Annotated in this window: 12 protein-coding genes; 5 read left to right on the top strand and 7 right to left on the bottom strand. The window is 62.4% G+C overall.

The features are described 5' to 3' along the window. Positions 1-74: 74 nt before the first annotated feature. Positions 75-1,076, bottom strand: coding sequence for a hypothetical protein (locus Thiofri_RS18760; protein ID WP_009147355.1), 1,002 nt, complete (start codon positions 1,074-1,076; stop codon positions 75-77). A gap of 1,331 nt (positions 1,077-2,407) precedes the next feature. Between Thiofri_RS18760 and Thiofri_RS18765 the strand changes: the two genes are divergently transcribed. Further along, positions 2,408-2,593: a hypothetical protein gene (locus Thiofri_RS18765; protein ID WP_009147354.1), complete on the top strand. Its 186-nt coding sequence runs from the start codon at positions 2,408-2,410 to the stop codon at positions 2,591-2,593. Positions 2,594-2,605: 12 nt separating this feature from the next. Further along, positions 2,606-3,478: a damage-control phosphatase ARMT1 family protein gene (locus Thiofri_RS18770; protein ID WP_009147353.1), complete on the top strand. Its 873-nt coding sequence runs from the start codon at positions 2,606-2,608 to the stop codon at positions 3,476-3,478. A 30-nt stretch (positions 3,479-3,508) separates the two neighbouring features. On the opposite strand, the gene Thiofri_RS18775 is transcribed toward Thiofri_RS18770, so the two are convergent. The 6 genes from Thiofri_RS18775 to Thiofri_RS18800 form a co-directional block, all read right to left on the bottom strand. Then, entirely contained in the window at positions 3,509-4,477 is a 969-nt protein-coding gene (locus Thiofri_RS18775) for a permease (protein ID WP_009147352.1), read from the bottom strand. Next, positions 4,470-5,843 (bottom strand): organoarsenical effux MFS transporter ArsJ, encoded by a 1,374-nt coding sequence (arsJ, locus tag Thiofri_RS18780; protein WP_009147351.1) that lies wholly within the window; start codon positions 5,841-5,843, stop codon positions 4,470-4,472. Before arsJ ends, Thiofri_RS18775 begins: the two co-directional genes overlap by 8 nt. A 16-nt stretch (positions 5,844-5,859) precedes the next feature. Next, on the bottom strand, positions 5,860-6,879 hold the full coding sequence (locus tag Thiofri_RS18785; RefSeq protein WP_009147350.1) for an ArsJ-associated glyceraldehyde-3-phosphate dehydrogenase: 1,020 nt from the start codon (positions 6,877-6,879) through the stop codon (positions 5,860-5,862). 13 nt (positions 6,880-6,892) lie between these two features. Further along, positions 6,893-7,972 (bottom strand): phosphate ABC transporter substrate-binding protein PstS, encoded by a 1,080-nt coding sequence (gene pstS / locus Thiofri_RS18790; protein ID WP_009147349.1) that lies wholly within the window; start codon positions 7,970-7,972, stop codon positions 6,893-6,895. A 43-nt stretch (positions 7,973-8,015) separates the two neighbouring features. Beyond that, on the bottom strand, positions 8,016-8,567 hold the full coding sequence (locus Thiofri_RS18795) for an arsenate reductase ArsC (protein WP_009147348.1): 552 nt from the start codon (positions 8,565-8,567) through the stop codon (positions 8,016-8,018). A 139-nt stretch (positions 8,568-8,706) separates the two neighbouring features. Continuing rightward, a complete protein-coding gene (locus tag Thiofri_RS18800) occupies positions 8,707-9,105 on the bottom strand; it encodes an ArsR/SmtB family transcription factor (RefSeq protein ID WP_009147347.1) in 399 nt (132 codons plus the stop codon). A 131-nt stretch (positions 9,106-9,236) separates the two neighbouring features. Here Thiofri_RS18800 and Thiofri_RS18805 point away from each other — a divergent pair, with 131 nt between their 5' ends. The 3 genes from Thiofri_RS18805 (at position 9,237) to Thiofri_RS18815 (ending at position 10,960) form a co-directional block, all read left to right on the top strand. After that, entirely contained in the window at positions 9,237-9,485 is a 249-nt protein-coding gene (locus Thiofri_RS18805) for a thioredoxin family protein (RefSeq protein WP_009147346.1), read from the top strand. Further along, positions 9,482-10,579 carry an ACR3 family arsenite efflux transporter gene (gene arsB, locus Thiofri_RS18810; protein WP_009147345.1) on the top strand — a complete coding sequence of 366 codons (1,098 nt, stop codon included), beginning with the start codon at positions 9,482-9,484 and terminating at the stop codon, positions 10,577-10,579. The genes Thiofri_RS18805 and arsB overlap by 4 nt, the downstream gene beginning before the upstream one ends. Positions 10,580-10,672: 93 nt before the next feature. Then, positions 10,673-10,960: a hypothetical protein gene (locus Thiofri_RS18815; protein ID WP_143741787.1), complete on the top strand. Its 288-nt coding sequence runs from the start codon at positions 10,673-10,675 to the stop codon at positions 10,958-10,960. The last annotated feature ends 43 nt before the right edge of the window (positions 10,961-11,003 follow it).

Genomic DNA, 11,003 nt, shown 5'->3' on the forward strand with positions numbered 1-11,003 from the left:
TGCCAGGCCGCACTGACCCGTTTGATTTCGAGCCTGGCCCGTTAGATTTCTAACAGCCTGGAGCAAGGTTTAGCTCAGTGATCGCGGCGCACCTTGGCCAGCCAGGCTTCGATGGTGGCTAGATCAAGACCCCGGAGCCGCTCCTCCGCATCAAGCCCCTTCAGCCGATCCTCCGGATCGTAGCGCTTGAGCACCTCGTCTGTGTCAAGCCCCTTCAACCGATCCTCGGGATCAAGCCCCTTCAACCGATCCTCGGGATCAAGCCCCTTCAACCGATCCTCAGGGGCGTAACATTGCAGAACCTCTTCTGGGTCAAGCTCGCTCAGCGCGTGCTTGAGCCATTCCCGGGCATCGCGGTGCATGTCGTCTTGCGTGTAGGCCATTTGTCCTTCTCCCAGGCGAAAATAACCAATGAGGTTGTGCAGGTGAATGCCGATGTCGCTGTGCGAGCGATAGCTGGCATAGGCCGCGCGCCAGTGGGCTTCATCGGTGGCGAACAGGCCCCAGGGCGCATTGCGCGGGTGGGGTTCGAGTTGGTTGATGACGACCAAGCGCATATCGCGGGTGCCAAAGCGCAAGCGATAGATTCCCGCTTTCTTGGTCTTTTGACAACTGCCGGGTCGCAGTTGTTTGACCAATTGGCGCGGAAAGCGGGTGGCGATGGCGTAGCAGCGAAAGTCTTCGGCGGGTAACAGCCGGTAGTGCTCCTTGGGCTCCTCCAGCGGTTGCTCCTTGTCTGACTGACGCGCGCGCAGGGCGCGCAGGGAGGCGACTTTGCGGTAGGTGACGGAATGACTGAGCAATTCTTCGGCAGACCAGGCGCTGAAGGGCTCATCGGCGGCTTTGAAGCTCAGCAGGTTGTGCTTGGTCAGGTCTTCCAGGCCATCCGGGCGATCTTCGGCGGGTCGGCCTGTTGTATTAGGTGATTCGCCCTGCTCGATAATCAGCACATCCAGGCGTTGACTGCGCAGGGCCAGTTCTTCTTCGGTGCTAACCTGATAGGGCAGCCCGATCAGGGCGTCGGCCAGGGCTTGGCCCAAGAGTTTGTGCCAGGGAATGCGTTGCTCTTTGCTCATGCCCGGAGTCTAGCCGATTGGCCGGGGGTTCGGGTAGGGACGGCAGCGCTGGCTAAGACAGCCGCACAAAAACGCCCCCAAGGCGCGAACCCCGGGGACTGGACGGTGAAAGCCTGCGGTCAGGCAGGATCGGGAGAGCAATTCAGTAAGCTCTCCTCGGAACTCCAAAGAAAAACCCCGCCTCCTTGTGAGAAGCGGGGTTCGATGGGGTGGGAGTGGGAGGACTCGGCGCTGGCTGCTCAGAATTAAGTATACGGAGAGTAAGCCGGGAACTTGTCCGCGTTTAGGTCAAGGTTTGTTTTCTCTGTTTCCGCCTGGTTTCCCGGCGGTGCCACAATATTATGACCGTGCGCAGCTTCGTTACCCGGCTCCTCGCAGAACCGGACTTGGAGTGTTACACCATCCGGCTCCCAGTTCAGGTCATTCACCAAGGAATGGGCTGTCTCAACCCATCAACACAGAAAGCCCTCCTTCCATCAGACCACCCATGTTTCTCGCGCTTGGCTCCATTGGTGTGAATCGCATCGGCTCTCGTTTTCACGCGCAGAGTCCTCTCGGTGTAGGGGCGTGTTAGACCAATGCAATCTCCCAAACCGCCACTCCTTTGCTCGACCCGCATTACCGGGCGTCATCGCTCATACGAGTGGCTCCGACTTCCAGCAACCACCGCCGATGTCCTCGTTGATTAGACTTGTTCATCGGTGCCCACCTCCCGCAGACCGGCTGTTGGATCTCCCTGGTTACCACGTGCTCTCAATGTAAGGCTCGATACGGCCTCGGACCCCGGGGAGTCTCCATGCCACTGACCTTGACGCGACATGGAGTGTTGCCTGCCGGGGGGACAAACCCGTCGGCACTCTCCGACAAATTCTTTTCGGGGCTCTACACCTTCAGGGGCGGCTTCACCCGCTACCTTTGCACCTCGCCTGTTTTCATGCCTACGCACCGACGCGTCAGTTACCCTTCGCGCCGTAAGGCTTGATACCGGGCTCGCGGCTCACGATTACCCAGGCGGGACTCTAACCCGCTAGAGCACGCGGCCTTGCCAGGCCGCACTGTCCCCGGAATTCCGAGTTTGTTTCTGTTTGGCTGGGTGACCATTCCAACCGGCGCCCTGCTCGGCTGGCTGATGATCCGCCGGTTGCCTCTCACGGCGTGCTGAACAACCGAGAACCACTGATGCGTTCCTGGATCGGCACTGCACTATCCGCCAAAGTGCAATATCCTTCCGCAAACGGCCTTCTGAAACGCGACTTATCAATGCCTCCAATCCCGCCACCCCGGATAATCCCGACTAGATTGATCGGATACAGCGACCCGGAGGTTCTAGCATGCCCCAGCAACAACGCCACAACATGGGAGCGGGCGGCGCCTGCATCTGCCCGAAGTGCGACTATCGCGGCGCGCATCGCGCGGGCATCCCCTGCCAGGATGAGCGCCGCCCCCAATGTGGCGCCAAGCTGCTGCGCGAGGGCTCTCACCACGACCAACTTTTGCAGCAAAAGCGTCAGCATTAGGACCGGCGCGCCATGCGAATCTATCTCGACTGCTGGCCCTGCTTCCTGCGCCAGGCGCTGAGCGCGGCCCGCCGCGCTGGCGCCTCGGCTGAATTGCAGCGCGCGATCTTGGAAGAGACCATGACCGCGCTGCGCGAACTTGGCGGCGACGCGACCCCACCGGAGATGGGCGAGCGCATTCATCGGCTAGTGCGCGAGCGCGCGCGGGCTCCAGACCCCTACCTGGAGGTGAAACGCGAGGCCACCAGGCAGGCTCTGGCCCTGCTGCCGACGCTACGGCAGAGGGTTGAAGCGTCCGATGATCCTCTCCACACCGCGGTGCGCATCGCCATCGCCGGCAACATCATCGACCATGGTGTCGCCGAGACCTTCGATCTGGAAGACACCCTCGGGCGGGTGCTTGACGCCACGCCGCCCATCAATGATCTGGCGGCGCTGCGCGGCGCGCTCGAGCGCGTTGATGAGGTGCTGTATCTGGCCGACAACGCCGGCGAGACGGTCTTCGACCGCGTGCTGATCGAGACGCTATCCATTCCCGTGACCTATGCCGTCAAGGCAGGCCCGGTGCTGAACGACGCCACCCGCGAGGACGCCATCGCCGCCGGGCTGGATCAGGTCGCGGACATCATCGATACCGGCTGCGATGCCATGGGCGCACCGCTACGGCTGTGCTCTCCGGCTTTCCGCGAGCGCTTCAACCGTGCCCGGCTGATCATCGCCAAGGGCCAGGCCAATTACGAAACGTTGAGCGGGGTCGATGCGCCCATCTGCTTTCTGCTGCAAGCCAAGTGCTCGGTGATTGCCGGGGATATTGGTGTTCCGACAGGGAGCGTCATTATTCAGGCCACCAACGCGCTGCGGGGAGCCCAGGAGCCCTTCGTATAATTCGTCTTCTTGCTGTGGTTTTCTGGGGGGCTAGCTCGCCAGCGCATTGAAGCCCCAGCCGACCAGGATGAATGAAACGGCGAGCACAGCGACGTAGAGCGCCAGCGCCGGCCAGCGGATGACCTTGCGCAGAATGATCAGCTCGGGCAAAGAAAGCGCGGCGATGCTCATCATCAAGGCCAGCACGGTGCCGATGGCCACGCCCTTGCCGAGCAATGCCTCGGCGACCGGGATCACACCGGTGGCATTGGAGTAAAGCGGCACGCCCAGCACCACGGCGACAGGCACGCTGTACCAAGCACTGGCATCCAAAGGCGTCGCCACCCAGTCTTGCGGCACATAGCCGTGAAAAAGCGCGCCGACGCCGATGCCAAGCAACACCCATTTCCACAATTGGCGCAGAATCTCGCGCACCTCGCCGAGTGCATAGCGGTGGCGGCCGGCAAGTGAGGTATCCGGAGCCTGGGTCCGGGCCTCGCCGACGCGAATGGTCCAGACATAATCCTCCACCCAGCGTTCGGGTCGGAAGCTCTCCATGGCCAGACCGCCAAACCAGGCGACCAGGAGACCGGCGCCGACATAGAGCAGCGTCAGTTTCCAGCCGAGCAGCCCGAACAGGATCACCACCGCGACTTCATTGATCATCGGGCTCGCGATCAGGAAGGAGAAGGTGACGCCGAGCGGAATGCCGGCCTCGACAAAGCCAATGAACAGCGGCACCGAGGAGCAGGAGCAGAAGGGCGTGACGGCGCCCAGTCCGATGGCGCTCGCCCGCGCCGCCCAGGCCGGCTTGCCACGCACATAGGCTCTGACCTTCTCCGGCGACATGAGCGCGCGCAGCAGGCCCATCAGGTAGATCACCAGCACCAGTAGGGCAAAGATCTTGGCGGTGTCCATCACGAAGAACTGCGCCGCCGCGCCGAGATGGGAGTCGGGCGCCAATCCCAGGAGCCGATAGGCCACCGCGTCGCCGAGCAGGGCGAAAGGCCCGTCACACATGCGCGGGCGAGTCCTTGGGCAGGGGTTGCGGCGCCGGCTTGGACTCGGACTCGACCGTTGCAACCGCCGGCAGCGGAATGGACAACAGCAACGCCGCCAGCACAAAACCCGCCGACCACCACAAGCAGCCGACTAGCCCCTGGGTCTGGTAAATCAGCCCCGAAAGCACCGTGCCAATCAGCCGCCCGCCGGCATTGGCCATGTAATAGAAGCCCACGTTCATCGAGACTTTCTGAAAGTCCGAGTACGCCAAAATCAGATAGGAATGCAGCGCGGAGTTGATGGCGAAGACGATGCCAAACAGCAGCAGGCCGATGATCAGGATGTCTCCCTGAAGTTGCCCGGTGGTGAGGGAGGCAAGCCAGCTCAAATCCAGCCCCGAGCGCGCGGCCAGCGATTCGACCAAGGCGGGAAATCTCTCCGGTCCATAGATCATAGCCAACGCCATGCCCACCGGGATCAGGGCCAGCACCAGCGCCCAGCCGCGGACCGAGGCGCCGCCGGGGCTGGTACGTGAGCGGTGTCCATCGGAATACTGAATCACACGCCCGCGCAACAGCGCCGGCGCGCCCGCCTGCACGAAGCCATAGCCGATCACCCAGAGCGCCAGAAAGGCGCCGACTTGGGTGTAGGACCAGCCGAGCACTTCATACAAAAACACCGGCAGGGCCACCACGAACCAGACATCGCGCGCGCCAAACAGAAAAAAGCGCGCCGCCGACAGCCAGTTGACCGCCGGGGTATTGGAAAAGACCTGGCTGAACTTGGCCTTCTCCTTGAGCTTGCCGACGCCCGCGGGTAGCAGCAAGGCGGTGACCACCAGCACCAGAAACAACACGCCCGCCAGCACCAGGAGCGCCCCGCGAAAGCCGATCTCTTGCAGCAGCGCCGCGCCGACGAAAAAGCCCGCCCCTTTGAGCGCGTTCTTCGAGCCGGTCAGCACCGCGACATACTTGAACAGCTTGGATTCCGCCCCCGCGCCCTGTCCGGTCAGGCTTTTGACCGAGGCCTTGGCGGACATCTTGTTCAAATCCTTGGCGATGCCTGACAGCGCCTGGGCGGCCATCACATAGGCCACCGACAGCCAGGGGTCGGGCACCGTCAGCATCAGCAGCGCGGCGACTTGCAGCGCCATGCCAATGTGCATGGTGAGATTCAGCCCAATGCGTGCCCCCAACCAGCCACCGACCAGGTTGGTGAGGATGCCGAAGACCTCGTAGAAGAGGAACAGCATGGCGACTTCAAAGGGGGAATAGCCGAGCTGGTGGAAATACAGCACCACCAGCATGCGGATGGCACCATCGGTGATGGTGAAGGCCCAGTAGCCGGCGGTGACCGTGAGATAATTGCGAGTCGCGCTGTTCATGAGGGTGCCAAGCGCATCAAAGGGAGCGCGCGAGCATCAGGGCAATGTCCACCATGCGATTGGCATAGCCCCATTCGTTGTCGTACCAGGCGTAGATCTTCACCTGGGTGTCATCGACCACCAGGGTCGAGAGGGCATCGACAATGGACGAGCGCGGGTCGTTCAGATAATCAACCGACACCAGCGGGCGTTCCTCGTAGCCGAGAATACCGGCCAATTCGCCCTCGGCGGCGGTTCTCAGCAATCGGTTGATGTCCTCCGCGCTCACCGCCCGCTCGGCCTCGAAGACAAAGTCCGTCAGCGAGGCATTGAGCAGCGGCACCCGCACCGCATGGCCATTCAGCTTGCCGGTCAATTCCGGGAAGATCTTGGTGATGGCTCGCGCGCTGCCGGTGGTGGTCGGGATCAGCGATTGCCCGCAAGCGCGCGCCCGGCGCAAATCCTTATGGCCCAGATCGACAATGCGCTGGGTATTGGTGATGTTGTGCAGAGTGGTCATGCTGCCGTGGCGGATGCCGACCTGCTCGTGCATCACCTTGACCACCGGGGCCAGGCAATTGGTGGTGCAGGAGGCGGCGGTGACAAGACGATGCTGATCGGGGTCGTAGCGGTCGTGATTCACACCATAGACGATATCGAGGGCGCCGCCCTTGGTCGGCGCCGCGACCAGGACTTTCTTCACGCCCTGCTCGAAATAGCCCTCAAGCAGCTCCGGTTGCTTGTGGTGCTTGCCGGTCGCCTCGATGACGATGTCACAGCCTGACCAGTCAGCATCCCGGATGGTCTTGGCCGAGCTGTAGGAAAAGGACTGGCCGTCGATCAGCAGGCGGTCATCCTCGCCACAGCAGTCATGGCCGAAGCGCCCGTGCACCGAGTCGAATTCCAGCAGATGGGCACTGCCGGCGGCGTCGCAGGCGATCTCATTGATGCGGGTAAAGGCCAGTGCCGGCTCGCCCTCGCTCCGCCGATCCCAGGCCGCGCGCAGAGCGAGCCGCCCCATGCGGCCGAAGCCGTTGATGCCGATGTGAATGGTCATGGTTTTCCTCATCCTAGCGGTCAGTGCCGCCTAGCCGATCAAGTTCCAACAAACTGGCCTTGCTCAAGGTCGTCGGCAGCGGCACGAAGCCGAGCCCATCGGCCTGCTCCTGCCCCTCGGTCAGTATCCAGTGCAGAAACTCATGTACCGCGCGGGTCTTGAAGGGTTCCGGGTACGCGGCCCGCACCAACGCCCAGGTAAGGGTGACGATCAGATAGGAACGGGCGCCCGCGGGATCAGGCACGGTAACCGTGAGATTATCGGGCATGGCATCCGAGCCATCGACCAGGGCGCGCTGGCCAGTCTCGGCCGTGGGCGCGATCAGCCCGCCACTGCGGTTTTCCAACCACGCCAGCGGCAGGTGCAGGCGGCTGGCGAAGCCAGCCTCGACATAGCCGATGGCGCCATGGGTAATTTTGATGCGCTGGGCCACGCCCTCGTTGCCGGAGGCGAGAATGGTGCCCTCGGGCCAGCCGATTTGTTTGCCGGCACTGTACTTTGCCGCCCACTCGGGCGAAATGCTGGCGAGATGGTTGGTGAAAGCGAAGGTGGTGCCGCTGCTGTCGCGCCGCGCGACCACCTGAATTAGCTTGCTCGGCAGCTCCAGCCCAGGGTTGGCCGCCTGGATGCGCGGATCATCCCAACGGTGAATCTTGTTGAGGAAAATATCGGCATAGACGGCGCGCGGCAGGTTCAGCGGGCCGGCGACTCCCGGCAGATTGTAGGCCAGCGCGATCATCCCGCCGGTGATGGGGATTTGCGCAAAAGCCCCTTGAACTTGTGCGGCTTCCTCAGGCTTGAGCGGCGCATCCGTGGTGCCGATGGCGACCTCTCCGGCGATGAAGCGCTTGATACCCTCGCCGCTGCCGACCGAGGCGTAGCTCAGGGCCAGATCGGGATGCTGTTCGCCGTAGGTCTTCATCCACTGGCTCATCAGCGGCGCGGCGAAGCTGGAACCCGCGGCGGTCAGGGCCGAGGCTGGCGTGGTGTCCGGGGCGGCGGATGGGGCATCATCGGCAGGGCCGGATGGACCACAGCCGCTCAGGCTGGCGCCAAGCAGCAACGCGGCGGGCAAGTAAGGCATTCGTTTCATCAGCGGAACCTCGATGATCGGTAGGGATGTTCGGCAAGGTAAGTCAGATGTCAGCGGTGGTGATGCCCGGGAGCTCGTCGGCACTCGCCGGATCCTCGGCACTCAACCCGCCGATGCGATCCATTTCGCGCTGGAGCTTGAGCCGATCCAGGGAGGCGATGGGCAGTGCGGTGAAAATCTTGACGCGGTTGTCCAGTTCGCGAAACGCGGTCCGGAAAGCGGCCAGTCGAGTCAGGCGATCACCGGTGACTGCGGCGGGGTCGGTGATGCCCCAGTGGGCAGTCAGCGGCTGCCCAGGCCAGGTCGGGCAAAGCTCGGCGGCAGCGGCGTCGCACACTGTTATAACGAAGTCCATCTCGGGCGCGCCGGGTTGGCTGAACTCCGCCCAGTCCTTGCTGCGCAGATGATCGGTGGCATGGTTGTACTTGCGCAGCACCTCAAGCGCGAGCGGATGCACCTCGCCACGCGCATGGCTGCCGGCGCTGAAGCCGCGAAACCGGCCCTGGCCCCAGCGTTGGATCAGGCACTCACCAAAGATGCTCCGCGCCGAGTTACCGGTGCAGAGGAAGAGGATGTTGTAGAGGGGGTCAGCCATGAAACCTGTCCTCGCTCGAACCCATGGAAGCGAATTGGGATGTTCAATGCAGGACAGGATATATAGTTTTTGTTATATTTCAATGACAGCATGCAATCGCGCCAGCGGCATGGTTTAAGGTTCAAGCGCCTGAGCGCGTTCAGGTGGGGGCTGTGTCCCAGGCATCAGCCGCGACCAGACCACTTTGGCAACGTGGTGCATCCGGGCGATTCACCATGGTGGCCAGGTTGCTGGCGTCCGACCGAAACGGGTCCGTCGAAACAAGCGCGGTGGCCGTCTCGCGCAGGACGCGTCGCGCCCAGTCGGGCAGTTCGGGGTGAATGCGATAGTAAATCCAAGTGCCGGCGCGACGGTCGGCAACCAGCGTCGACTCGCGTAACTGCGCGAGCTGGCGCGAAATGTGGGGCTGGGAGACGCCGATGGCCTGGGTCAATTCGCAGACGCAAAGTTCGCCTGCGTGAGCGAGCAGCACCAGAATGCGCAGCCTGGTTTGGTTGGCAAGCGCGGCGAAGAAGTTTCTAGGCGGGGTGTCAAGCACGGGTGGTCTGTTTCCTGGAATCGAACGGTAACACGGATGGCCCCTAGATTGCCGCCATCGCACCATCTCGCCAACCGCCGCGCGGGTCAAGTCCCACGGCAAAACAATGTCTTGAACAGGAGAATGAGCACATGCATGAAATCAAAGTCCTCGGCTCCGGCTGCCGCAACTGCGAGATCACCGCGAAGCTGATCGCCACCGCCGCCGAACAGGCGGGCGTGGTGATCGACCTGACCAAGGTGACTGACATCACCGAGATCATGGGCTTCGGCGTCCTCGCCACGCCGGGCGTGGTGATCGATGGCCAGCTCGTCCATTCGGGCAGCGTGCCAGGGCCGGATCAGGTGCGCGGCTGGTTCCGCCAGGAGACAGTAGCGTGAGCCTCCAATGCGCCACCACGGGACAACAGGCCACCGGGGCGCCGATGAGCCTGTTCGAACGCTACCTGAGCCTCTGGGTGTTTTTGTGCATCCTGGTTGGCATCGGGCTCGGGCAGCGCTTCCCCAGCGTCTTTCATCTCATCGGCGGGCTGGAAGTCGCCCAGATCAACCTGCCAGTGGCGGTGCTGATCTGGCTGATGATCATTCCGATGCTGCTGAAAATCGACCTCAAGGCCCTCTCCGGTGTGCGCGCGCACTGGCGCGGGGTGGGCGTGACCCTGTTCGTCAACTGGGCGGTCAAGCCGTTTTCGATGGCGCTCTTGGCCTGGCTGTTCATCGGCGGGTGGTTCCGACCTTACTTACCAACGGAACAGATCGACAGCTACATTGCCGGGCTGATTATCCTGGCGGCCGCGCCCTGCACTGCCATGGTGTTCGTCTGGAGCAATCTCTCCCGCGGGGAGCCACATTTTACCCTGACCCAGGTCGCGCTGAACGATAGCATCATGGTGGTCGCTTTTGCGCCCATCGTCGGGTTGTTGCTGGGGCTCTCGGCCATCAGCGTGCCCTGGGAGACGCTGCTACTGTCGGTGCTTCTTTACATTGTGGTACCGCTGATCATGGCCCAAGTGCTGCGCACGCTCTTGCTGCGCGGCGCTCATGGGACTAAGCGACTGGAGGCTTTCATCGCCGCGCTAGGGCCTCTGTCCTTGGTCGCCTTATTGGTCACTCTGGTGCTGTTGTTCGGTTTTCAGGGCGAGCAGATCATCGCCCAGCCGCTGGTGATTGGGCTGCTTGCGGTGCCCATTCTGATTCAGGTGTTTTTCAATTCCGGACTCGCCTATCTGCTCAACTACATCGTACGCTCACCGCACTGCATCGCCGGTCCCTCGGCTCTGATTGGCGCCAGCAATTTCTTCGAGCTAGCGGTAGCGACGGCCATCGCGTTGTTTGGCTTTCAATCCGGCGCCGCGCTGGCGACCGTGGTTGGGGTACTGATCGAAGTCCCTGTCATGCTGGCAGCGGTGGCGGTGGTCAATCGCACCCGCGCTTGGTACGAAGGTCGCACTGGCCTGCCAACTCAGGCAGTTTGAACCCTGTCCAGAGAGGATGTTGTTTTTCCCGTCATCGCGGCCGTCCTGGCTCTAGCCTGTCGGCGACCAACCCAGTAAGACCACTCCGACATCATGCGAAAAAGAAACCATGGCTTCCGATTGACGATGCTCGCGCCCTTGCTGCTTTCCAGCGTGGTGTCAGCCGCCGACCATGACGCCGTTTTGCGCCTCGAACCCATCAGCGATGACATTGGCGCTGATCGCATCCGCACCCTTTGTAAGGATTTGGCAGTTCGAGGCAATGTCTCGGCCAGTACGCAAAGCCAAGCGTTGAATGATCGGTGCGGGCACACCGAACCGGTGGCATGCGTGGAATCGCCCGATACGCCTGGTCGATGGTGCGACCATGACAATGGCTGACACGGAAGAGAACCAAGCCGTATCCAGCTCATGACTATGAGCC

Source organism: Thiorhodovibrio frisius, from assembly GCF_033954835.1.
Lineage (GTDB): Bacteria > Pseudomonadota > Gammaproteobacteria > Chromatiales > Chromatiaceae > Thiorhodovibrio > Thiorhodovibrio frisius.

Bases quoted from the DNA above. Each gene is read 5' to 3' on its own strand.
- Thiofri_RS18785 (WP_009147350.1), bottom strand. From the start codon at position 6,879: ATGACCATTCACATCGGCATCAACGGCTTCGGCCGCATGGGGCGGCTC.
- Thiofri_RS18760 (WP_009147355.1), bottom strand. From the start codon at position 1,076: ATGAGCAAAGAGCAACGCATTCCCTGGCACAAACTCTTGGGCCAAGCC.
- Thiofri_RS18795 (WP_009147348.1), bottom strand. From the start codon at position 8,567: ATGGCTGACCCCCTCTACAACATCCTCTTCCTCTGCACCGGTAACTCG.
- Thiofri_RS18765 (WP_009147354.1), top strand. From the start codon at position 2,408: ATGCCCCAGCAACAACGCCACAACATGGGAGCGGGCGGCGCCTGCATC.
- Thiofri_RS18815 (WP_143741787.1), top strand. From the start codon at position 10,673: ATGCGAAAAAGAAACCATGGCTTCCGATTGACGATGCTCGCGCCCTTG.
- Thiofri_RS18770 (WP_009147353.1), top strand. From the start codon at position 2,606: ATGCGAATCTATCTCGACTGCTGGCCCTGCTTCCTGCGCCAGGCGCTG.
- pstS (WP_009147349.1), bottom strand. From the start codon at position 7,972: ATGAAACGAATGCCTTACTTGCCCGCCGCGTTGCTGCTTGGCGCCAGC.
- Thiofri_RS18775 (WP_009147352.1), bottom strand. From the start codon at position 4,477: ATGTGTGACGGGCCTTTCGCCCTGCTCGGCGACGCGGTGGCCTATCGG.
- arsJ (WP_009147351.1), bottom strand. From the start codon at position 5,843: ATGAACAGCGCGACTCGCAATTATCTCACGGTCACCGCCGGCTACTGG.
- Thiofri_RS18805 (WP_009147346.1), top strand. From the start codon at position 9,237: ATGCATGAAATCAAAGTCCTCGGCTCCGGCTGCCGCAACTGCGAGATC.